This window comes from Idiomarina xiamenensis 10-D-4 (genome assembly GCF_000299895.1).
GTDB classification, from domain to species: Bacteria; Pseudomonadota; Gammaproteobacteria; order Enterobacterales; family Alteromonadaceae; genus Idiomarina; species Idiomarina xiamenensis.
This window is the reverse complement of record NZ_AMRG01000005.1, coordinates 62,283-85,663: the sequence shown is the minus strand read 5'-3', so window position 1 is coordinate 85,663 and position 23,381 is coordinate 62,283. Positions and strand designations below refer to the sequence as shown.

The 23,381-nt window shown below is 50.6% G+C and carries 22 protein-coding genes; 15 read left to right on the top strand and 7 right to left on the bottom strand.

Annotated elements, in window-relative coordinates:
* The first annotated feature begins 99 nt into the window (after positions 1–99).
* The 7 genes from A10D4_RS05155 (at position 100) to pgsW (ending at position 7,005) form a co-directional block, all read left to right on the top strand.
* Complete coding sequence (locus A10D4_RS05155) at positions 100–993, top strand: LysR family transcriptional regulator (protein WP_008488178.1); 894 nt, start codon at positions 100–102, stop codon at positions 991–993.
* Between the two features lie 132 nt (positions 994–1,125).
* Positions 1,126–1,503, top strand: a complete 378-nt coding sequence (locus A10D4_RS05150; protein WP_008488176.1) for a DoxX family protein — start codon at positions 1,126–1,128, stop codon at positions 1,501–1,503.
* A gap of 28 nt (positions 1,504–1,531) precedes the next feature.
* Positions 1,532–2,254 carry a DODA-type extradiol aromatic ring-opening family dioxygenase gene (locus tag A10D4_RS05145; protein ID WP_008488175.1) on the top strand — a complete coding sequence of 241 codons (723 nt, stop codon included), beginning with the start codon at positions 1,532–1,534 and terminating at the stop codon, positions 2,252–2,254.
* Between the two features lie 161 nt (positions 2,255–2,415).
* On the top strand, positions 2,416–3,738 hold the full coding sequence (locus tag A10D4_RS05140) for a DUF2254 domain-containing protein (RefSeq protein WP_008488174.1): 1,323 nt from the start codon (positions 2,416–2,418) through the stop codon (positions 3,736–3,738).
* A gap of 328 nt (positions 3,739–4,066) precedes the next feature.
* Positions 4,067–5,272, top strand: a complete 1,206-nt coding sequence (gene pgsB / locus A10D4_RS05135) for a poly-gamma-glutamate synthase PgsB (RefSeq protein ID WP_051002088.1) — start codon at positions 4,067–4,069, stop codon at positions 5,270–5,272.
* Positions 5,269–5,844, top strand: coding sequence for a poly-gamma-glutamate biosynthesis protein PgsC (pgsC, locus tag A10D4_RS05130; RefSeq protein ID WP_008488172.1), 576 nt, complete (start codon positions 5,269–5,271; stop codon positions 5,842–5,844). The genes pgsB and pgsC overlap by 4 nt, the downstream gene beginning before the upstream one ends.
* A 12-nt stretch (positions 5,845–5,856) precedes the next feature.
* Complete coding sequence (gene pgsW, locus A10D4_RS05125; protein ID WP_008488171.1) at positions 5,857–7,005, top strand: poly-gamma-glutamate system protein; 1,149 nt, start codon at positions 5,857–5,859, stop codon at positions 7,003–7,005.
* Positions 7,006–7,110: 105 nt separating this feature from the next.
* Here pgsW and A10D4_RS05120 read toward each other — a convergent pair whose 3' ends face one another.
* Complete coding sequence (locus A10D4_RS05120) at positions 7,111–7,587, bottom strand: hypothetical protein (RefSeq protein ID WP_008488170.1); 477 nt, start codon at positions 7,585–7,587, stop codon at positions 7,111–7,113.
* Between the two features lie 82 nt (positions 7,588–7,669).
* Positions 7,670–9,070, bottom strand: coding sequence for a hypothetical protein (locus A10D4_RS05115; RefSeq protein ID WP_008488169.1), 1,401 nt, complete (start codon positions 9,068–9,070; stop codon positions 7,670–7,672).
* Positions 9,071–9,431: 361 nt separating this feature from the next.
* On the opposite strand from A10D4_RS05115, the gene A10D4_RS05110 reads away from it, so the two are divergent.
* Positions 9,432–9,740: a PepSY domain-containing protein gene (locus A10D4_RS05110; RefSeq protein WP_008488168.1), complete on the top strand. Its 309-nt coding sequence runs from the start codon at positions 9,432–9,434 to the stop codon at positions 9,738–9,740.
* Between the two features lie 66 nt (positions 9,741–9,806).
* Here the strand turns inward: A10D4_RS05110 and A10D4_RS05105 are convergent, their stop codons facing one another.
* Entirely contained in the window at positions 9,807–10,283 is a 477-nt protein-coding gene (locus A10D4_RS05105) for a hypothetical protein (protein WP_008488167.1), read from the bottom strand.
* A gap of 4 nt (positions 10,284–10,287) precedes the next feature.
* Positions 10,288–11,445 carry a PepSY-associated TM helix domain-containing protein gene (locus tag A10D4_RS05100; RefSeq protein ID WP_008488165.1) on the bottom strand — a complete coding sequence of 386 codons (1,158 nt, stop codon included), beginning with the start codon at positions 11,443–11,445 and terminating at the stop codon, positions 10,288–10,290.
* Between the two features lie 246 nt (positions 11,446–11,691).
* Here A10D4_RS05100 and A10D4_RS05095 point away from each other — a divergent pair, with 246 nt between their 5' ends.
* Positions 11,692–13,857, top strand: coding sequence for a TonB-dependent siderophore receptor (locus A10D4_RS05095; protein ID WP_008488164.1), 2,166 nt, complete (start codon positions 11,692–11,694; stop codon positions 13,855–13,857).
* 10 nt (positions 13,858–13,867) lie between these two features.
* The gene (locus tag A10D4_RS05090) at positions 13,868–15,982 is read left to right on the top strand and encodes a TonB-dependent siderophore receptor (RefSeq protein ID WP_008488163.1); all 2,115 of its coding nucleotides are present in this window, start codon (positions 13,868–13,870) and stop codon (positions 15,980–15,982) included.
* Positions 15,983–16,041: 59 nt separating this feature from the next.
* On the opposite strand, the gene A10D4_RS14465 is transcribed toward A10D4_RS05090, so the two are convergent.
* Positions 16,042–17,328 (bottom strand): methyl-accepting chemotaxis protein, encoded by a 1,287-nt coding sequence (locus A10D4_RS14465; RefSeq protein WP_008488162.1) that lies wholly within the window; start codon positions 17,326–17,328, stop codon positions 16,042–16,044.
* A gap of 161 nt (positions 17,329–17,489) precedes the next feature.
* Positions 17,490–18,473: an LLM class flavin-dependent oxidoreductase gene (locus A10D4_RS05080; protein WP_008488161.1), complete on the bottom strand. Its 984-nt coding sequence runs from the start codon at positions 18,471–18,473 to the stop codon at positions 17,490–17,492.
* 134 nt (positions 18,474–18,607) lie between these two features.
* Here A10D4_RS05080 and A10D4_RS05075 point away from each other — a divergent pair, with 134 nt between their 5' ends.
* The 5 genes from A10D4_RS05075 (at position 18,608) to A10D4_RS05055 (ending at position 22,692) form a co-directional block, all read left to right on the top strand.
* On the top strand, positions 18,608–19,090 hold the full coding sequence (locus A10D4_RS05075; RefSeq protein ID WP_008488160.1) for an EVE domain-containing protein: 483 nt from the start codon (positions 18,608–18,610) through the stop codon (positions 19,088–19,090).
* Positions 19,091–19,143: 53 nt separating this feature from the next.
* Positions 19,144–19,335, top strand: coding sequence for a hypothetical protein (locus tag A10D4_RS05070; protein WP_008488159.1), 192 nt, complete (start codon positions 19,144–19,146; stop codon positions 19,333–19,335).
* A gap of 13 nt (positions 19,336–19,348) precedes the next feature.
* Positions 19,349–19,582, top strand: coding sequence for a hypothetical protein (locus A10D4_RS05065; RefSeq protein WP_008488157.1), 234 nt, complete (start codon positions 19,349–19,351; stop codon positions 19,580–19,582).
* 124 nt (positions 19,583–19,706) lie between these two features.
* Positions 19,707–21,611 carry a methyl-accepting chemotaxis protein gene (locus A10D4_RS05060; protein ID WP_192811508.1) on the top strand — a complete coding sequence of 635 codons (1,905 nt, stop codon included), beginning with the start codon at positions 19,707–19,709 and terminating at the stop codon, positions 21,609–21,611.
* A 133-nt stretch (positions 21,612–21,744) separates the two neighbouring features.
* Positions 21,745–22,692 carry a Kelch repeat-containing protein gene (locus A10D4_RS05055; RefSeq protein WP_008488154.1) on the top strand — a complete coding sequence of 316 codons (948 nt, stop codon included), beginning with the start codon at positions 21,745–21,747 and terminating at the stop codon, positions 22,690–22,692.
* Here A10D4_RS05055 and A10D4_RS05050 read toward each other — a convergent pair.
* Positions 22,689–23,318 (bottom strand): YiaD family glycine zipper/OmpA-like lipoprotein, encoded by a 630-nt coding sequence (locus tag A10D4_RS05050; protein WP_008488153.1) that lies wholly within the window; start codon positions 23,316–23,318, stop codon positions 22,689–22,691. The genes A10D4_RS05055 and A10D4_RS05050 overlap by 4 nt on opposite strands.
* Between the last annotated feature and the right edge of the window lie 63 nt (positions 23,319–23,381).

The following is a 23,381-nucleotide window of genomic DNA, read 5'->3' as shown; positions in this document are numbered from 1 at the left end:
GCACTGAGTTTAGCATACAAAAAATCCCATATTGTGCTTTTTCAACGCGGTCTCACAAGCGCTGACAAAGCGCTACCAGCCAGCAACGATGGATTAGCAATGAACCAGTTAAGTGCTATTCAAGCCTTTTTAAAAGTGGTGGATTTAGGCAGCTACACACGTGCCGCTGACGCGCTAAATTTATCCCGCACGCAGGTTTCTAAGCTGGTCATGCAACTCGAGCAAGCGTTAGGCGCACGCTTGTTACAACGCACCACGCGACGGCTACAATTGACCGACGCTGGCGCCCGCTATCGCGACAAAGCCCAACTGGCATTGCAACAGCTAGACGATGCTGCCGCAGAACTCAGCGCCAGCACCAATAAAGTGCACGGCCGGCTACGCATTAACGGCCCCATGTCGTTTGGCATTCGCTATCTGGCCCCATTACTGACCGAGTTTATGCAGCAACATCCGCAATTAACGGTGCAGCTAGACTTAAATGATCGACGTGTGGATTTGCTCGAAGAAGGCTACGATATGGCTATCCGCATTGGTCATTTAGATGATGCCAGTTATGTCGCCAAACCCCTTGCAACCTGCGCCATGCATGTCGTCGCCGCGCCTGATTATCTGGCTCGTCAGGGGACGCCACGGGCGCTTGCCGAACTCAAGCAGCATCGCTGCTTGACTTATCACAGTAGCCGTCACGGCAATACTTGGCACATCGCCAAGCAAGCCATCAGTGTCGACAGTTACTTTGCCAGCAATAACGGTGACAGTTTAGTGATCGCCGCCGAGGCTGGCTTAGGCATCGCTTATCAACCCAGCTTTTTGGTGCAACAGAGTATTCGTCAAGGGCGTTTGCGTACACTGTTCAACGACCAGCCAGCAGAACAACTTGGTGTTTATGCGGTGTACCCGGCGCGTCAGTACCTGTCAGCCAATGTGCGCCTGCTCAGCGACTACTTAAAACAGGGGTGGGGTAACCCAGCGACGTGGGACATCGATTGATTGTCATCCATAAAGAAACAATGTTTTACCATTTAAGCTGATTATATTTTATATATCTCCATCTACACTGTTTGGCATGGCAGCGGTTCACGCCATTAACGACGTAACCTGTACCCTTTTGGAGATAAAATAATGAATCAGTATGCAACCACCTTATTGCGTGTCAGCTTAGGCGTAATGACCCTCGCCCACGGGTTAATGAAAGTTTTTATATTTACCCTACCCGGCACGGTGTCCTACTTTGAATCGTTAGGCTTACCCGGTTTTTTTGCTTACCTCACCATCGCCGCCGAAATCGGTGGGGGTTTGGCATTGATTGCAGGGTTCTATACTCGCCTGATCAGCCTACTGCTGGTGCCGGTGCTATTGGGCGCCGCCTGGGTACATATGGGTAACGGCTGGGTATTCTCTAATGCTGGCGGCGGCTGGGAGTTCCCCATTTTCTGGACCATTACGCTGCTAGTGCAAGCCGGCTTAGGCGGCGGCAAATGGGCCGTCAAAGGACGCTAAGCCATGTTACCCAGTTTATTTGTTTCGCATGGTTCCCCCATGCTGGGACTCGCAGCCCGCCGCGCAGTTTCTGCAACAATACGCCGCCCAACACTTCAGTGGTCGCGCCAAACCCAGCGCGATCGTGGTGATATCGGCACACTGGACCAGCTCGCAGTTGTTAGTCAGTCAAACCTCAGCGCCGGCCACCGTGCATGATTTTAATGGTTTTCCAGAGCAACTCTATCGCTTACGTTATAACGCCCCCGGTTCACCCCAACTAGCGCAACGTATTGCCAAACTATGCGCTGCGCAGTTGGTCGAGCGAGGCTTCGATCATGGCGTGTGGGTGCCACTGCGCTGGCTATTTGCCGACGCCGACGTGCCCGTGGTGTCGCTATCGCTACCGTGGCGTTGGTCAAATAGCCAACTGCTGGCGTTAGGGCAGCAACTGCGAGCACTGCGTGACGAGCATATATTAATTCTCGGCAGCGGCAGTTTGACGCATAACCTACAGCGACTGCAGCCAGCATACAGCGCGACTCCCGACTGGGTGTTAACTTTTCGCGACTGGGTCACAACGCAATTACAAAGCGACTCGCTGGCCGCCTTAAACCATTGGCAACAAGCGCCGCAGGTATTGGCTAATCATCCCTCGCCGGAACACTTTTTACCGCTGCTGATTGCCGCTGGCGCGGGTGACTTGCCCGCACAACATTTACACAGCAGTATCAGTCACGGCGTGTTAGCAATGGACGCATTTGCCTTTTAAAACGCCGAAGAGTCACACTAAAGTGGTCGCTTTTACGGCTAAATGAGTAATTTCTTAGCAATACACTTAGCCATACCGGCAGAGATCTTTTAGCATGTCAGTAGCGCTATTTTATTATTGACGAGACAACTCGCTCTCTTTCGCACAAGGACAACAACGACATGATGTCAAAATGGCAGTGGTTATGGGCACAATTAACGCGCACACTGTGGTTGCGCGCCTCGCTGTTTGCCATTTTTGCCATCATCGTGGCTCTGTTAGCAACCTTGGCGCAATGGATTTTACCCAGTGAGTGGGAATATGGTATCGGCGCCGATGCGGTCGACCGTATTCTAAATATTTTGGCATCGAGCATGCTGGCGGTCACCACCTTTTCTTTGAGCGTCATGGTGTCGGCTTACGGTGCCGCAACCAGTAATGTCACACCACGAGCTACGCGCTTGCTGATGCAAGACACCACCACGCAAAACGTACTTGCCACCTTTATTGGTTCGTTTTTATTTTCTCTGGTCGGTTTAATCGCATTAAGTACCAACGCTTACAGCGATGCTGGACGCTTTGTGTTATTCATTGTCACCATTGCGGTAGTGGTGCTGATTGTCATTACGATTTTGCGTTGGATCAGCCACCTGTCCAATTTTGGTCGCGTCGGTGACAGCAGTCGGCGCGTTGAAGAGGCCGCTGCACGCGCCCTTAACGCCAGAATCAAAAGCCCCTGTTTGGGCGGCCGCCCATTAACCGATGCGGTCACCATACCCGACAGTGCCGAGCCGGTTTATGCCGAGCAAGTTGCCTATATTCAGCACATCGATATCGCCGGTCTGGCCGACAAAGCCGATGATTACCAAGCCCAAGTATTTTTATTGGTGTTACCCGGAGACTTCGTGCACCCCAAGCGCGTCATCGGCTACGTCGATTTACCACACCCACAACCCGGAATCGATGCTGATAACGTCGATAGCCCCGAGTATCGTCAACAAGCCCTGGATGAATTACGCGATAAATTGACGCGTAGCCTAACCCTCGGACACTTTCGTTCGTTTGATCAAGACCCGCGTTTTGGCTTGTCAGTACTTGCAGAAATTGCCAGTCGTGCGCTGTCGCCGGCGGTCAACGATCCCGGCACGGCGATTGATATTCTTAGCCGCGCGGTGCGCGTTTTAACGCCACTACCAGACCAGCAAGCACCTAGCCATGGCGATGACATGCCTTATGCCCGAGTATGGGTACCGATGTTAAACAGCGCCGATTTATTAGACGATGTTTTCACCCCCATTGCCCGCGACGGCGCTAGCCTTATTGAAGTGCAGTTACGCTTACAAAAGTCGCTGCTGGCCTTGCATCAAATCTATCATGGCGAGTTACGTCGGCAGGTTAAAGCACAAGCCGAGTTAGCTTATGAGCGCGCCCGCCAAGCACTGACGATGGGTGACGATAGAACTCGCTTGAAGCACTGTATGCGCGGTTATCAAAAGACGCCATAACTTGATAACGCTAACGATTGTGTAGTTGGCGGTTAACGCTGCCTGAAAAAATATCGAGCGGCGTAGTCATCCATTTTGCAAAAGCTGACGTTTTTACTGTTTATGTCTATGGTTGGGGTGAGCCCGCATTTGCTCGCTATATCATATGGCAACACATCGAGATGGGTTTGCGGTTCTTCTTACCAGTTCGTCCATACTCGCTGGCAGACGTAAAAACAAAGTAAAAATCAGAGATTTATAAAAGCTCTGTGATAAAAAATAACGGCTTATAACCAAAACATTAGCGTAACACCTTTAACCTATTGTGCTTTTAACAGGGAGGTATTCGGTGTCTATCCCAAGTACACTCATCGTCATGGCAGCGTTATGGCTGCTATTGGTGTTAGCTGGGCTTTTTGAAGCTTGGCGGCACCGAGCCATCGTGCGTGGCATACCCGTGCGTGTGCACGTCAATGGCACGCGCGGTAAAACCAGTGTCACCCGGCTTATCGCCGCCGGTTTGCGTAGTGGCGGTAAGCGCGTTTGCGCAAAAACCACTGGCTCTGCGGCCGCATTAACCGACCCCGACGGCAGAGAATTTCCGATTTATCGTATCGCCGGTGCCAATATTTTGGAGCAAATGCGCACCTTAAAACGCATGGCGGCGTTAAAACCAGAAATCGTCGTTATCGAATGTATGGCATTACAGCCACACTACCAATCACTCAGCGAGCTACGCATGGTGCGCTCGAACGTGGGCGTCATCACCAACGCCCGTGCCGACCACTTAGATGTGATGGGTCCGGGCGAGCGCGATGTGGCTTTAGCATTAGCCGGTAGCACGCCGGTCGACGGCCAACTGTTCACCGCCGAGCGTGATTTACTCGATGTGTTTGAACACAGTACCGAAGACCGTAACTCGACCCTGTATGGGGTTACCGAAGAAGAAGTTGAGGCCATCAGCGACGACGAGATGTCGCGTTTTCGTTATGCCGAGCATAAAGAAAACGTCGCCTTAGCGCTGAAAATTTGCGCCGAATTAGGGGTTAATCGCGCAGATGCTTTAGCCGGTATGACTTCGTTGGCGCCGGAAGCCGGAGCCATGCAGGTACTGCATATCGATTACTTTCAACGCGATATCGTGTTCGTTAACGCTTTTGCCGCCAACGATCCCGAGTCAACTGGCCGCATTTGGCAACAAATGATCGACAAGCACGGTGACGAACGTCGGCGCGTATTGCTGATCAACTGTCGTGCCGACCGTCCACATCGTTCGCAGCAAATGGCCGATGCGGTGTCTGAGTGGCCGACTGCTGATAAGTATATTTTAATGGGTTCAGGTACGCTGTTATTCGTCCGCGCGGCGGTTAAAAATGGTATGGACCCAGAGCGCTTATTTGTCATGGAAGGCGCGCCCATTACTGACATTACCGAAAGTATTTTAGAAGAGAGCGGAAAGCGAGCGCTGGTTGTGGGTGTCTGTAACATCCACGGCGGTGGCGAGCAAGTCGCCCGCTTTTTCCAAAACCGCTCATTGAAGGAAGAAGATCTATGATGGCATTAAATATTCTCGCCGTCGCCATTGGCGTTGGCTTATTCTTTACCTTATTACTTAGCCAAGCGTTGGGGTTAGCCGCTGGCGGCCTAGTGGTACCTGGCTACATGGCGCTGCAGCTTACCAACCCGATGAATATCGCATTAACCCTAACCGCGGCGTTAGTGACTTTCTTAATTGTGCGCACCATCGCTAGCTTTGCCATCATTTATGGCCGTCGCCAAACCATCATCATGATTTTAACCGGTTATTTAATTGCTGGTTTCTTAGATATCTTCTTGGCGAATTTAGTCTCTTGGGTCAACCTGCAAATGGTCGGTGGTACCGGTGAAGCCGAGGCTCAGGTAGCCGCCTTGGAATCAAACTTTATGATGACCATTATCGAAACCAAACTGGTGGGTTATATCATTCCCGGTTTGATAGCCATTTGGTTTGACCGCCAAGGCGTGCTGCAAACCCTTTGTGGTTTGGCGGTTACTGCGGTGTTAGTGCGCTTAGCGCTGATCGTCATCATGCCCGAAGCGTTGGCTAACTATGAAGCCTCGCAAGCATTCCAGATGCCTGGTTGGTAAGGAGAACAGACAATGAGTTTTACTAAAATTTACTGGCGCTCTTCAGGCATACCAACCTGGGGCCTATTATTCTTGACCTTTGCCGCTATTTTGATTTTCTTAGCGGCGGAAAATATGCAAAAACGTGACCCGCTGGTTAGCGACAACTACACCACCATGGTGTCGGCCGCTAAAAACATGAGCGAAGCGATGGAGCTGATCAAGACTAAGCGCGCGCAAATCGAACCGATTAATCCCGATTACGATCCTCAACGTTCAGGTTGGTTGGGCATTCCGGCTAGCTCGGTGACCTCGGTACATGGTGCGCGTGAGTCAAAAATGACCACGTTGAACCCCAATTGGGCAGCGGTAGCGGTCAAGCTATTGGCACAAGCCGGTGTCGAAAAGGGTGACTTAGTCGCGGTCACCGTATCGGGCTCATTTCCAGCGCTAAACTTGGCGGTCTATTCGGCGGTAGAGGCGATGGGTGCCGAAGCTATCGTCATCGCTTCGGCGTCGGCCTCGCAGTGGGGCGCTAACGTGCCGGATCTACTATGGGTCGATATGGAGCGCGAATTACGCAGCGCCGGTTTAATTAAGTTAAAGCCAATTGCAGCATCCATGGGGGGTATCGAAGACCGTGGTGTAGGCTTAAGTAAAGAGGGTTTGAGCACCATTCGTGGCGCTATCGACGAAGCGGGTATCCCGTTTTTAGACCCGAAAAACTATCAAGAAGCGGTAGCTAATCGTATTGCCTTGTTCCGCGAGCACTCTAACGGTCGTGAAATCAAAGCCTTCGTTAACGTCGGCGGCGGTGCCACTATCGTTGGTCCAGCAGGTATTGACGACCTGTTTGGTGAAGGCTATATCACCGACGCACCAGCGCGAGCTTTCGCGGTGCAAACGGTAATGGGCTACTTCTTACAAGAGGGAGTCCCGGGTATTCAATTCATCAGCATTAAAGACTTAGCTGAACGCTACGGTTTACCGATTGCGCCGCCGGAAGCGGTACCTGTAGGGAATGGCGACATTTATACCGCCAGCACCTACCGCCGCTGGTTAGCGGCAGTGTTAGCATTAGCCTTATTTGGCTTAACCTGGTTGATTGTACGCTCATCACGTATTACCTCGGTATGGCGTAAGTCGTCGCATGCCGACAGCGGTATTAAACCCATGGTGTAATTGGAACCGTTTAGCAAAGCGCGCCATCGCTAACACGCTGGCGCGCTTTTTTATGGTTACTGAATGGGCCGATTTTACTCAGTTCGTCATGCTTACTTATAGCACTTACAAACGCTGAGCTAAGCCTTGCTGATAAGTTTGCTGTCCACTGACTTGGTAGTCACACACTTTATCAATTCTCTGATACTGATCCGTATTGCTGATAAAGCGCCGTCTGGACGTGGAATCTAAATAGCTATCATGAAAATTAAAACGATAAGTGACCTGAACCTCTGAACAAACAAATCGATCTTGAATTTTTGCTACATATCCAGAATCACTTTGCTGAACCAATTGTGCTTCGATGCGGTACTTGTCTTGACTACCGCCGCTATTCACCGGGGATTGTACCTGGCTACGATGCACTTGAGTCACTAAACTCCGAATATCTCTCTCTAAATCAGCTAATAGCGATTGCGGTAATGGACCATTTTCACGTTGCTCCAAATTAGGCGCCGTCTTGGCATCAATACGCTGAATCTCGCAGCCACTTAGCAGCCCTACTGTGCAAACCAAAACCATCGCCTTTGATATAGATTTCATCAATTATTTCCTTAGCTTATTATGCTTGGCAACGATTCTTACAGCAAAACATCACTGACCAAACTATTGCTATATAGCCGCGTTACGACTGGTTTTTATGTTCGAAATAGCTATCAAGTGCTACCTTTAGAATATCTAATTTAGGCGATGTTAAAGAAAATCCTCTGAGTGCTTTGATCGAGGAGTTTTCTTCCGTGACCACCACCTTATCCTCCCAGTCTTGCTCGAGGTCTGTATAAGTGGCAATAAACACCGGTGACCATACATTTTTTACACTGATAAGCAGCAGTAGACTGGTTCCATCGGTTGAGGGCAAGGTACCTGACAGGCTCTCATAGTCCTTTTCAGCAATGATAACTCCCTGATCTATGGCGGCGCGAAGTTCCTTTTCTACCATCTCATCAACTAAACCGCGTAACGACCGCATTACATTCTGAATGTCTGCATTTTCAGACAATAACTGTTCTGCTGTCACCGGATTATCTTGAATACTGGCTAAGTTACGCTGTGACTGTGTTAAACGACGCTCAGTCCGGGCTATTTCACGCTCGACGCGATTAATATCAACGTCGGTTTGGTTACGAGCGACAATTTTTGCGTTATTGACCGCTTGCCTTGCATCCTGAACTTGTTTGACAAGACTGACGTGTTCCCCTTGATTCATTCTCAACATCCAGTCCGTCTGGATGTAGGGAACAACATTGTTAATGATGATCTGAGCCAACTCATCGGCCTGTTTAGTTCGACGCAGTTGATAATCCAGTGATAGGTAGATACAAGGCGCAATATCAGGAATACTACCGATTAAATACTTATTTCTTCGCTGACGGCACTCGCCGCTGCGAGAAACCGATACGACACTCCAGTTGAATGGTAGGTCTTTCTCTTCATCCAGTTTTCGAACAGGTATCGCGTTATCAACAATATAAGTATTTAGCTGTTGGTTTATGGCTTTGAGATGTTTGCCATCCCTTAGCTGCAACATGCTTTCATATTCAGCTTCAGTTTTTTCCAAAGCATCAAGTTGCGGTTGAATTACCGCATTAAATTTCGATTGTTTCTGACGCAGTCCAGCTAATGTTGATTCTATCTCTGCTACATCGGCTTTCGCTTGTTTTTCCCTTTGCATCTGCTGCGTTTTAGCGGCATCAGGTAAGCTTACGTAAACTTTTCTCGCTTTCTCAAGCGCCGCTGAGTAACGTTCAGTTAAATCGTTATCGCTAGCAAATTCTGGCTCTTCCTCGCCTTTCAGTTGTTCCACTATTTGATAACGATTTTCTTTTATCTTACTGGCTTTTTTTGCCAGCTCCGGAAGCTCGTCATTGAAAAGGTAAGCTTTCGCGTTGAGCTTACCGTTAGAGACCTTTAATTGACCAATTTCCACTTCAAATTCTTCAGGGTGCTTAGAACAACCGCCGACAACCAATGACAATCCAATCGCGATTACTGCAATGCTGCGTTTAACTGCATATGAACGAACCATAGACCATTTCCTTTGCTGCAAATACTTATAATTAAAATAGCTAATCAAACGTTTAGACACACGCAGTTACCTACAGACGCAGCGTGATCTCATCAATATGACCTGTCCGGCTACAGGTAAAATTACCAAGCAAAAATTACGTTTTATTTACATTTAATACCATAAACTTTATAGAAAATTAAGAATTTATCTTGAGCATTAATCACACCACGCTCGAGATTCGAGATCGCAGCTTTAGTCTCATAGGTAAACTTTGCGTAAGTGAACTTGCCGAGTGGATTATAAGTATTTATACCAAGGTGAGTACGGCATTTAACCAAAAAGACAATTCTTTATTTAGGGAAGATGGAGGGAAATCACTATGTTTACACGCTATTTGACCGCATTCAGCCTAACAGCAATGGCCGCACTGACATTAGCTGCTTGCGACGGCGGGAGCATGATGCAATCAGGCCAAGATTCGACTCAATGCACAACACAATCGCAAGAAAACTGGATGGAGAAAGAAGCCTTTAGAGAACGCCTCGAGAAAGACGGCTACGAAATTAATGAATTCAATGTCACGGATGGTGACTGCTACGAAATTTCTGGTTATAACGCGCAACAAGAGCGTGTTGAAATTCAGTTCAATCCAGTTGATGGGAGCATCATCAAACAAGATGTAGATTGATCCTGCGTGTGAAGAAAAAAGGGCTGGCTCTGGCGCCACCCTTTTTCTAATTCATCACCGACAACGCTAACTGGCTGGAATTAACGCATCCGGCAATGACCAACTGGCGACATGCACCTCGCCCTGCCAATCTTGGAGCGTTAACCAGACTTTATCGTCTGCCGACAATGTCAGCGCAGGCGCAATACCATGCACGTGTTGACTGTGTCGACTGCCATGCAAAATACCCACATCATCTTGCTGTAACTGTGCCAGCGGCAGCGGTTGCGGGCCGATATTGAGGTAGCCTTGGCGAATTTGCGCTATCTGCCCCGGCTCAAACATTAGCATAAAGTCTTTAACGTAATCTTCATGGTGGCTGTACGGCTGCTTCATATCCAGCGGCATCGGCGTGACGGCAAACGGCCCCACCTGCTGGGTTTGCCAAGCATCAGGAAAGCTAACGTTAAGCTGTTGGTACAGAAAATAAATGGGGAATATCAGTAATAAACCACTGAGCTTAAATTTATTACGTTGCCAAAAGGTATTTTGTATACGAGCCATGCTTTTATACCTCCCGCTTTTGCAGCGATGCTTTGCTGCCCACATCAACGCGCTGTTTAGCACGCGCGGCCTTATAAGTGCGACCTGCCCACATCATAAAGCCGGTGATCGACATCGCCGTTAAAATCAGTCCAAAAATAAACCAGATGGCTTTTGTCCAAATACCGCCGATGGTGCCGTAATGCAACGGATCGGCAACATGGGTGGCAGTGACAAGCGGTGACATGGTCGCCGGTGACTTTTCGTCAGCAATAGCGCCGGTCCATGGGTTAATTGCCACGTTATAAGAATATTGGTCATAAAAGATTTCGTCGCCAGCACCATAAAAATGGTACATGTCGCGATTATGCTCAGGCAACAGCACATAAGTCGGTTGAAACTGTGGAAAGCGCTGCTTAACCGTTGCTAATGCCTGCGCAAAGCCGACCGGTGCCGTCACCGGTTCGCCGTTAGCGTCGGCCATTTCACTCACCGCCACCACCGGCGGATGACCTTCCAAATCAATGTCGGCGTGCCAAATCACTGCCTGAACCAAATACCAGAGCCCGGTCACACTCATGATCATTAAGAACCAGATAGACCAGACTCCACCTAAGCGATGTAAATCAGCCAACAAGGTACGCTGGCCTTGGTGAGTACGCACTTTAGGCTGCGTGAACGACTGCCAAAAACGTTTATAAATCACTAAACCAGTAACTAGCGCTCCGAGCATCACAAACGACATGGCGCTGACCAAGTAATAGCCAATGCTGTAACCGTTTTGCCATGGGAATAACAGCCAACTGTGCAGTGACCGCATAAAGTTAATAAAGGTCATGCCCTCATTAATTTCCTGAATCTCGCCGCTATATTGATTAATGTAAGCCAACGCTATGGGCTTATCACTGTCGCTGAACATGACCGCGTTAACTAGGTATGGCTCAAAAGTCAGCACCATCGATACGTCGGCGGTTGGATAAGCTTGTTCGACCACCTCGACCAGTTCGGCGACATTCTTGGTTGGCAAGTTATCAGGGTTATTAGCTCGCGCGTTTTCGTTGAAAAGCCAAGTCAATTCATGACTAAACACCGCAATGGTGCCAGTTAGGCAGATAAAACAAAACAGCACCCAGATCGGCAACGAAAACCAACCGTGCAATTTAAACCACATGCGCTTACTCATGAAAACATCCCGACCCTGCGTTAAAACCTACGTTAAAAACGGTTTACTCAACTGCCTGTATAGTAGACGCAATGCGAATTGTTATCAATACACACTTTAAATAAGAATAGTTTTCATTTATGATCGCCGCAGCTGTTACTTAACAGTGCTTAACAATAACGCTCAGACGTCCAGAGCACGCTTGATAGGCGTCAGCATGCGATTGTCTTTTCTATTAATTCGTCAGTATCCAGTTGTGGGGGTTTCATGACTCGCAAACTATCGGCCATCGCCGCCAGTATTGCTTTTGCGCTAAGCGCGACCAATGTTCTTGCTCAGGATTCAGCAACGTCAAACGACACTGAAGCAGATTACAGCGACATCGAAGTCATCAAAGTCGAGAGTACCCGCGGCTTGATTTCGTACGTCAGCGCGACGGGCTCGAAATCAGACGTCCCAATTGTTGAAACCCCACTTTCAGTCTCGGTACTGACCACCGCGCGACTAGAAGATCTCGGCGCGTTAACCATTCAAGATGCCATTGGTTATGTCGCCGGTTTATATAACGGCCCTTACGGTATCGATACCCGCGTCGATTCGGCTAAAATTCGTGGCGTCGCCCCGCAACAGTATCAAGACGGTTTAAAGAGCCTCTTCGGCAATTACAATAATGTGCGCTCTGCCCCTTATACACTGCAGCAAATCGAAATTCTTAAAGGCCCCAGTTCGGTGCTTTACGGGCAAGGTTCGACTGGCGGCATCATCAACTTGGTCAGCAAACGTCCACAAGCCGAACCGGCTGGCGAGATCTGGGCACAGTTAGGTAACTTTTCGCGCAAACAGTTAGCCGCTGACTTTACCGGCGCCTTAAACCAAGACGCCTCGCTGCAGGGCCGTATTGTCGCGCTGTACCGTGATAGCGATACCCAGACCGACTATGTCGAAGACAACAGCCGCGTGATCAACCCATCGCTAAGCTGGCAGGTCGATAACGATACCAAAATCACCCTGATTGGTAACTTCCAGCGTAACGAATCCGGTTCCAGCACACAGTTTTTCCCTTGGCAGGGCACATTATTGCCTAACGAATTTGGTCCAATCGACAGTTCGCGCTTTATGTCAGAGCCAGATTTTGACCGCTACGACACCGAGCAAGATGCGATTACCGCCATTGTTGAACACGACATCAACTACGACTGGCGCTTACGTTTCGCCACCCGTTATAGCGATAGCCACGCCGATTACCGAACCATTTACGGCTGGCCGCCGGTATTCCAAGACGATAACCGCAGTATTCAACGTTTAGCCTATATTTCTGACGCCGATGCCCGCAGTTGGACCAGCGATTTGCAACTTCACGGCACGCTTTTGACCGGCGCCGTTGAGCATAAGCTAACCTTCGGTATCGACTTCCAAGATGCCTATACCGATAGCGATACTGTGACACAGACACAAATCGGCCTATTGGACGTTTACGATCCCGTCTACGGTCAAGCTGTGAACCTGCCGACTTTAGCCGATGTGCAAGATATGCCATCCAATAAGAACTACCAATTGGGTTTTTACGCCCAAGATAATATGCGTATCGCCGATAAGTGGATTGTGTCGGCGGCATTACGTCGTGACCGTACCACCGCTAACCCTGAGTTCGGCGCCGCCACCGACCAATACGCCACCACCGGCCGGTTGGGCGTCATGTACTTATTTGAGGGTGGTATATCACCTTACCTGAGCTACAGCGAATCATTTTCACCGTTATTAGGCACCGATGCTTACGGTAACAGCTTCAAGCCCATCGAAGGCGAGCAATGGGAAGCTGGGGTTAAATTCCAGCCGCAAGGCACCGAGCATTTGATCACCGCCTCGGTTTATCAAATCAAAGAGCTTAACCGACAAACCCCACTAAGCGCCGAGCAAGCCGCAGACCCAGCCGTTATCGATCCTAACGGTCGCGTACAAATCGGCGAAGCCGAAGTGAAAGGCGTGGAATTAGAAGCTCAGTTAGCTTGGGATGAACTGGATATTTACGCCAGCTATGCCTACACCGATACCGAAATTACCGAAAGTAACACGGTCGGTGAATTAGGCGCGAAGTTATCAGCTACCCCCGAACAGCAAGCATCATTATGGGCAACCTACCGCCCGCAGCAACTGCAAGGCTTCAAAGTCGGTGCCGGAGCGCGCTTTGTCGGCAACACCTGGGATGGTAGCGCCTATGTCGAACAAAATGGCGTGGTGCTGAATCAACCGCTGGAGACCGCCAGTTATACCTTATTTGACGCCATGATCGGCTACGACTGGGCCAATTATAGTGTCAGCCTGCACGCCAATAACCTGACCGACAAAACGGTAGTGACGTCATGTTTAGCACGCGGCGACTGCTTTTACGGTGAGCAGCGTACTATCACCGCTAACTTTAAATACCATTTTTAAGGGGTGAATAATGACATCAATTTCTCAACCTTTATGGCGTAAGGCGCTTATTGCACAAGCCATTAGCGCCGTTTTGCTGACACCGGTTGTCGCTCAAGCGGCTGCTGACGATAGCGCACAAGGTCGCAATGTCGAACGAATCGAAGTGGTCGGTAGTCGTTTAGACCGCACCGCTAGCGCTACCGGCCTAGACATGACGTTGCGCGAAACACCACAATCGGTGACCATCATCGACGAAGAGTTTATTGAGGGTTTTGCCTTAGAAAACGTCGCTGACGTGATGATGTTTGCGCCCGGTATTCAGGCGCAACGCGCCGAAACCGACCGCTTTTTCTTCCGTGCTCGCGGTAACGACATCACCAACTTTCAATTTGATGGCGTACCGGTGCAATACAACAGCTTCTTTAACGACGCCGTTGCCGACACCGTCATGTTCGAGCGTATTGAAATTGTGCGCGGCGCCACCGGCTTGTTGACCGGCGCCGGTGAGCCGTCGGCTGCCATCAACTTGATCCGTAAACGTCCGACTGCTAATAACAGCGGTTATGTGAGTGCTCAAGTTGGACGCTGGGATCATCGTCGCTTAGAGGCCGATTACTCGGCCAATGTGACCAGCGATGGCGTGGTTAAAGCACGCCTTGCTGGTGCCTATGAAAAGGGCGAGAGTTTCGTCGATTATGCCGAAAAGCAAAACTTGCAACTGTATGGTGTGATGACCGCCGACTTAACCGATAACACTCTGCTGAGCGTCGGTTTTGACCACAGTCAACGCAACCCGAAAGGCTCAACTTGGGGCGCTTTGCCGTTATTTTACGCCGATGGTAGCCAAGCTGACGACCTGCCTCGTTCAACCACTAGCGCGGCCAAATGGAGTCGCTGGGAACGCGACGGTACCAATGGCTTTATCTCGCTTGACCACCAGTTTATGAACGGCTGGGATCTGCACCTAGAATACGAACGTCGTGACGACGAGATGGACGGCTACTTGTTATATTTATCCGGTTTTCCTGATCGAGACACCGGTTTAGGAATGGGCGCCTCGGCCAACCATTATCAAGCAGAGCGTAAGCAAGATGCGGTGCGGGTGATGGCGTCGGGTCCGTTTTCGTTATTTGGCCGTGAGCACAACTTAACCGCCGGTTTATTGTATTCGAAAGAAGACCTGACCTCAGAGTCCCGCTCTGACGGCTCGTTAGTAGTCGGCGACTTTCTGGCTTGGGACGGTAACATCGCGCCGCCTGATTTTGCTGCTGTGACGCCGTTCTTGAGCGACCAAGAAACCACACAAAAAGGCGCTTACATCGCCGGTCGTTTTAATCTGCACGACCAGCTAACGCTGATCCTAGGTAACCGTTTTAGCCAATACGAAGTGTCTGGTTCATCGTCAAACTACGAGCAGGATGGCATCAACACACCGTATGCCGGTTTGGTGTTCGATATTGTCGAAGGCATTTCGGCCTACGCTAGCTATACCGAAATTTTCCAGCCACAGAACGCTCGTAACGCTAACAACGAGCTACTGGATCCGGTAGAAGGCAGCAACCGCGAACTGGGTATTAAAGGTGACTTTTTTGACGAAGCGGTGACCGCTAGCGTCGCCGTTTTTAAAGTCAAAAAAGATAACGTTGCCGAACCAGATCCTAACTTCACCGAACCTTTACCGGACGGTTCATTCCCGCAACGCGGCGTGGAAGGCACCAGTAACAAGGGTTATGAATTCGAAATTACCGGCCAGCCTAGTGATACCGTGAACTTGTTCTTTAGCTATACACATAGCGAATCAGAGCAAGCCGACGGCGCGGCGTTCCGTGAATTTTTACCAGAAGACATGATCCGCACCAGCGCACTATGGCAACTCAGCGAACCGCTGACCATCGGCGCCAACATCAGTTGGCAGAGCAACATCGTCAACCGTGGTATTGGTCCTAATGGCGCCGACTTTAAGCAAAAGGCGTATTCACTGGTGAATCTGATGGCGGCTTACGACTTTACCGAAAACCTGACCGCGCGTCTGAATGTGCGCAACTTGTTTGATAAGACATACTATTCCAGTATCGATTTTTACAATCAGGGCTTTTTCGGCGAGCCGCGCAACGTACAGCTGACCCTGTCATACCGTTTTTAATGGCATGATACCGAGTGATATGATCAAGAAAGCGGCAACCTTGCCGCTTTCTTTTTGCCTTACTGAATAGCCCGAATTTCGCCGATGACCTGCGTCGACGAATCGGCAATTTGCTGAATATGGCGACTGACATCGGTGACAGTATCGGCCCTGGCTTGTTTAACCGCCGATAATGCGCCGCCCATATCTTCACCGACTTCGCGGTTTTTACCGACCACCACCGAAATATTTTGCGTGGCATCGGCTGTCCGTTTAGCCAGTGTTCGCACCTCATCGGCGACCACCGCAAAACCACGTCCCTGTTCACCCGCCCGTGCCGCTTCAATGGCTGCATTTAACGCCAACAGGTTGGTTTGCTCGGCTAAACCGTTAATGGTTTTTAAGATGTTATCGATATCCGAGGCCTGCGCTGCTAAACGTGTCAGTACCGTATCGGAATGGCTCAACTTAGCATCGATTTGCGCCATTTCTTGCATCGATAACTGAATTTGCTGCAAACTCTCGTGCGCCTTTGTTTCGGTACGTTCGGCGCTGGCAAACGCTGAACGAGTCGCCTCTTCGGTCTGCTTTGCCGCTAACACCTTGTCGGTAATGTCACTAGCAACCTTAACCACACGAGTGACCTGACCTTGTTCATCAAGCACTGGGTTGTAACTGGCTTCTAACCAAACCGCCCGACCATCAGCATCACGACGTTCAAAGTTACCCGACTTAAACTCGCCGGCAGCCAGCTCACGCCAAAAATGCGGATGGTTACGATAAAAAGTATCTTCACAAAACATGCGATGATGCTGTTGCTCGATATCAGCCAAGCGATAGCCCATCACTTGCAAAAAATTATCGTTGGCGCGGATGACATGACCGTCTGGGGTAAATTCAATCACCGCCTGCGAACGCTCAATCGCGCTACTGAGCGCTTTCAAATAATTATGCTCAGAGGTGGCCTTGGTCACGTCAAACGCCAGTTTCACGACCTTTTCTACCTGTCCCTGCTGGTTTTTCACCGGTAAATAAATCGCTTCCAGCCACACCGGTTGCTGTTTTTGGTTCAAGCGTAAAAATGTACCCTGGCGTTCTTCACCGGCAGCCAGCGCCCGCCAGAATTGGCGATATTCGGGGGCGCTGCTAATTTCAAGCGGGCACAAAATGGCATGGTGTTGATGCAATAACGCGTCGCCGCTAAAGCCCATTAAACTCAAAAACTTGTCATTAGCGGCAAGAATATTACCTTCGGGAGAGAACTCAATAAACGCAATGGTGCGCTTAAATGCGTCAAGCATTGCCGATAGTTCGGCGTTATTGGTCTGCAATGCAGCAATCTGCTGACGCTTCTTAGAACTGAACATACAACGTGATCCTACCTAACAAAGTCCCTTTAAAAAAAGGGCTGCACAACGGCGTGCAGGGTTAATACGTTGTTCGCTTCGATTAAGATGAATGTTCGCCGAAATTTTGTTCAGAATTTGCCTGCTCATTGACGCTTGCTCATGAGCAGGCGCGCTGTCATTTAGGCGAGCGCCTCGGCGGCAATAGTCAGACTACGTTTACGCGCCGCTTGGTCAAAGGCATGGCAGGTGAGCATGATTTCGTCGACGTTAAAGCGATACAGAAAGTCTTTCAAATACCCTTCAACCTGTGTCGGTGTGCCTACCGCACTATAACTAAGCGCATGATTGGCGCTCGCTAAACTCATTGGCTCCACCACTTTCTCGATATTATCAACAGGCTTGGGTAGCTGTCCTGGCATACCTTTACGCAAAGCAACGAACTGCAATTGCATAGAACTCATCAAGCGTTTTGCATCGGCTTCGCTGTCGGCAGCAAAGACGTTCACCACGGCCATCGCGTAAGGGGCTTTTAAATAAGCCGAGGGGCGGAAATTTTGTCGATAAGCTTGCAGCGCGGCGGCTAAGTAATCCGGTGCAAAGTGCGAGGCAAAGGCATAAGGCAGCCCCATATGCGCCGCCAGCTGCGCACCAAATAAACTGGAGCCTAACAACCACACCGGTACATGACTACCTTGCCCGGGGATGGCGCGTACCACTTGTTGTGGAGCCGTATCGCCTAAATACATCAGTAATTCGGCAACATCGTCGGGAAAGCTATCGGCACTGTTGGCTGCACGGCGTAGCGCGCGCAGTGTCTGCTGGTCAGTACCCGGGGCACGCCCCAAGCCCAAATCGATGCGCCCGGGATACAGCGCATCTAAGGTACCAAACTGCTCAGCCACTTGTAACGGCGATAAGTTGGGCAGCATGATGCCGCCCGCGCCAATGCGGATCTGCTCAGTTTGTCCGGCGACATGGCCGAGCGCCACCGCGGTAGCGGCGCTAGCAATACCCGGCATGTTGTGGTGTTCGGCCATCCAAAAACGGTGATAACCGAGCGCTTCGGCATGTTGCGCCAGCGCCACAGAGTGTTGCAACGCGTCAGCAGCGTGTGCGCCTTCGTTGATCGGTGATAAATCCAGAATCGAGCGTTTTACAGCCATGCTAAACCCCTCGCGGCAACGCTAATGGTCGCCAGTTGGCAGCGAAGTCTAAGACCGTCGATAATAACAAAAGCGTGCAAATAGCGGTATACTGCCAGCATCAAGAAAACCGATAGGGGCGTTCGATAATCACCATGAATTATTGGTTAATGAAAACCGAACCGGACGAATGCAGCATCGACGATATCGCTACAGCACCCAAACAAACTGTTATTTGGGATGGTGTACGCAATTATCAGGCACGTAATTTCATGCGCGCTATGCAATTGGGTGATCAGGTTTTTATTTATCATTCCAGTTGTCGTCAGGTGGGCATTGCAGGCATTGTCGAAGTCAGCCGTACGGCATTCGCCGACCCCAGCCAGTTTGATGCAACTAGCCCTTATGTTGATAATGCTTATGTTGATAACAACACAGCATCAGCAACAACGGCAGAAGCCGCTCGCTGGAGTGCGGTCGAAGTGACTTATCTGCAACACTTAACACGATTGCTGCCGCTGGCAGAGTTAAAAGCGTTACCGGCACTCAGCGCTAATCCGCTGGTGCGCCGCGGTCAGCGACTTAGCGTCATGCCATTTACTGATGCCGAATGGCAGGCGGTATTGGCATTGCAGTGACATTCACTGCCACCTAAACTGATTCATATTTAGCTTACCTAAAGGAACTGTTTATGCGTTATCTCATTTTGCTTTGCTGTAGCCTGATGCTCAACGCCTGTGCGCAGCCAACCAGCAACGACAACGTTGCGACTCAACAGCAGCAGGTGACTCAACAACTGCAACAGTTTTTATATGGCGCCAGCGTTAACAACGCCGAGGCCCATGACCGTTTTTGGGCAGACCTCCAGCGGCAGCCGCTTTGACAAGGGCGTATTAATGCAAGCGGTCAAAGCCGAAGGCCTGATCGCCGAAGACGACGTTGATACGTGGTATAAAGCCGACGACATACAAATCCGTTTTTATGACAACGTTGCCCTATTAACCTTTATCCTGATCGCGCAGCCCAGCGCCGCTGACCAAGCCGCGCAACGCTTCTTTAATAGCGGCGTATTGGTGCAACGCGATGGCCACTGGCAAGCCGTCAACTGGCAAGCCACGGTGGCGCATTGAGCAACCCCGCACGATTGCAACTCTGACAAACGTCAGATGTGTATAAATATTCAGCAAACGCCGCCGACATAGTACTTAATTACGCAACGATACAGAGGTCACTATGTCGGTTAAGCAGCAATTCATGGCGCTACTGGCAGTGCTATTTCTATTACTATCGGCCATCGCCGGTAGTTACAGCTACTTTTCCACCCGCGCCGACATTGTTGCGCAAGCAGAAACCGTCAGCCAGCGCAGCCAAGCTGAATTACAGCGGCTACTCGGCGTACTTGATACCATCATGATGCGCCGCGTCCATAACAGTATGAGGGTTTTACAAGACGCTTCGCAGCGACTCGGCGCAGCGACCCTACAAGGCCAGACCGAAGTTGCCGGACGCCAACTACCCGGCTTGTATTTTGGTCAACAATTAATGGCTAACGACACCAGTTTGGTCGACCGCATTACCGAACTGATGGACGGTACCGCCACACTGTTTGTGCGTGATGGCGATGACTTTGTACGCATTGCTACCAACGTTAAAAAAGCCGATGGCACACGCGCCACGGGCACACTGTTAGCGCCTAACGGTAAAGCCATGCAAGCGATTGCTAACGGTCAGTCCTATTTTGGTCAGGTCGATATTTTAGGTAATCCTTATCTAACCGGTTATGTGCCTATCCATAACGCCCAGCAACAGGTTATCGGTATCTGGTATGTCGGTTACTCGGCCGACCTAACTGAGTTACAGCAGGTGGTCGAAGCGGCGAGCATACTCAGCCATGGCTTTACCGCATTAGTGGATGACAAACAACGTGTGCGCATGCACACCAAAACGCAAACCATCGAACAAGTGAACGCCTTGCTGAGCGATCCCTCCTCGGCATGGGTGATCAATAAACAGCCCTTTAGCGGCTGGGGTTACCAAGTGGTGACAGCCTATCCGCAAGCGGATATTGCCGACTTAGTCTATGCGGCAACGCTTAAAGCGGTCAGCAGCGTGATCATCGTCGGCTTGCTGATTGGTTTGCTATTGGTACTGCTATTCCAGTGGGTTGTCAGCCGTCCGTTAGCGCAGTTAAGCGAAGGCTTGGTCAATATCACCGATGGTGACGGTGACCTCACTAAACGCTTTAAATCAAGCTCGAAAAACGAGCTCGGGGCGCTGGCTAATGGCTTTGACAATTTGCTGGATAAAGTGCAACAGACCATCATTCAAACCAAGGACTCTGCGACAAAATTGGTCAGCGCGGCAGAGCGGTTGGCGAATGTTGCCGATAACGCCAAGCAAGCGGTTGAGGCACAATCGCAAGAAACCCTGCAAGTCGCCAACGCCACCGACGAACTCAAACAAACCGCAGAGCACGTAGCCAGCCTTGCGGCGCAAGCTCAGCAAGCCACCCACCAAGCGGAACAGCAGTCGCAGCAAGGACTACAGTGGGTGCAGCAGTTGCTGCAAGCGACCGAACAGCAATTGCAGGTATTAAGCCAAACCAATCACCATAACGACGAGTTAACCGCCGCTTCACAGCAAATCAGTACGGTGCTGTCGGTGATCCGCGATATTGCCGAACAAACCAACTTACTGGCCTTAAATGCCGCCATCGAAGCCGCTCGCGCTGGCGAACACGGGCGTGGCTTTGCAGTGGTCTCGGATGAGGTGCGACAACTGGCTAACCGTACGCAATCGTCGGTTGAAGATATCAAACAGCAAATTGAACGTTTGCAGCAGGGTGTCAGCGCGATGGGCGAGCAAGTGCAGCAGGTTCACCAGAATGCCGAAAGCTCGCGCAGCACCACCGAACAAACCGGCAGCTCGTTTGACCAGCTCAGCGCTGGCGTCAATCAGATCAACCAAATGAACAGTGACATGGCCACTGCCGCAGAGCAGCAAGCGCAGGTGGTCGGCGGTATTACGCAAGGTTTAGCGCGTATGCGCGAGTTGGCTGGTGATAGCAGTAACAGTGCCAAGGACACCGCGGCAGCGGCGGAAGAATTAGAGCAACTGTCACAACAACTACAAACATTGCTAGCCGGTTACCGGGTGTAAGCCGGGCTCAGTGTGTAAGTGCGGCAAATTAGCGAAAAGTCACTGCCTACAGTGTCTGAATTTGCTAAAGTCGGTGTTATCTCTTCTCGATTTCAGCAAGCTGATTCGAGAACCACTGCACGGACTTAAGCACATGGATAATCCCACTCACATCATGCGCTGGCTACTTATGCTAGCGCTCAGCTTTAGCTTGCTGGCGTGCAGCAGCGTGCATAGTGACAACCCGGGCTTGCAGCATTTATTGGTGGCTCGCTATGGGCATGCCGCCGCTGCCGACAGCGCACGGATTTACGTATTTGGTGGCATGACCGGGCATGGCATCAGCGGTGATATCGAAATTATCGACCCGCGCAGCGGTGCGCGTCAGTTGTTGCCTGAACACACGCTGCCGCGACGTTATCACCGCGCGGTTTGGGACGGCGGTCATTTAATTTATTTGATCGGCGGGCAAAGTGTGCAACAGACCAATGCCGACAGCCCACTGCCGGTCGAGGTATTCAATACGCAAACCCAGCAGGTCACGCAGCAGCATTGGTTGCCATTAAACCTCAAACGCCCGGGCGTAACACGGCTTGGCCAACAGCTATTTGTTGCCGGTGGCAGCTACTTACAAGACGATAAGTTATATCTGCTGGACCATGTCACGCTGTATCGACTCGATGCCAACCAAAGGCGCCGCACCTATGCCCTACCCGATAGCCGTGAAACACAATTGGTTAGCGACCGGCGACGACTCTACGCGGTCAGCGGTAACGATTATGAAACGCCGCTGCAAGACCTGTTAATGCTCGATTTAGGTAACGCTGCTGCGGGTTGGCAAACGCTCACACCACCACCGCATCCGTTAAGTGCAGGCAGCGCCGTGCTGCGCCAGCAAGCCATTTATGTGTTCGGTGATTTTAGTCAGCTTGATAGTGTGCTGCGCTACGATATTCAGCACGACCAATGGCAATCGCTAGCACTGCCCTTTGTTGGCCGTTACGACAGTGCCGCGGTGCTGTTAAATGGCGTGATTTATGTGATCGGGGGTAGCCGCGATTACGCGGGTACCCCTTTAGATCTGATTGAAGCGTTTGATTAATTTGCCTTATTTGGCACGATCTTCAGCTCTACCCGACGGTTTTGCTGACGACCTTGTTCGGTGCCGTTATCGGCAATCGGCATGCTCTCTCCATAACCGACGGTAGTGACCCGACGCGAATCGACACCATTGCCCAGCAAGTAGCTTTGCACCGCGTTAGCGCGGTTTAATGACAACTGCTGATTGTACTCGGCGGCACCGGTATTATCGGTATGGCCTTCGACCATCAGCGTGGTTTTTTCGTACTTGGTGAGCACTTTGGCGACATCATCCAGCACCGGTTTAAAACTTGAAGCAATGGCCGCGCTGCCGGTGTTGAAGGTAATATTACCGGGTAATTGCAGACGGATATTATCGCCGTCGCGGATCACCTGAACGCCACTACCCGCCAATTCCTGACGAAACGCTTCTTCTTGGCGATCCATGTAGTTACCGATGGCGGCGCCGGCTAACGCGCCAACCGCCGCGCCCCAAACATAACGGCTTTTATCGTGGTCACCGGTGGCTTTACCCAATACCGCACCACTGACGGCACCAATAGAAGCGCCTTTTTGGGTGTTACTCATATTGGCACAGCCGGTCATGATCAGCGAACCGGCGGCAATCATACAAAGTGCTTTTTTCATGCTGCAATTTCCTTCTGTCGGGCACGTGCCACTCACTAACGTCCTTAACGAGCTTAGGCGGCT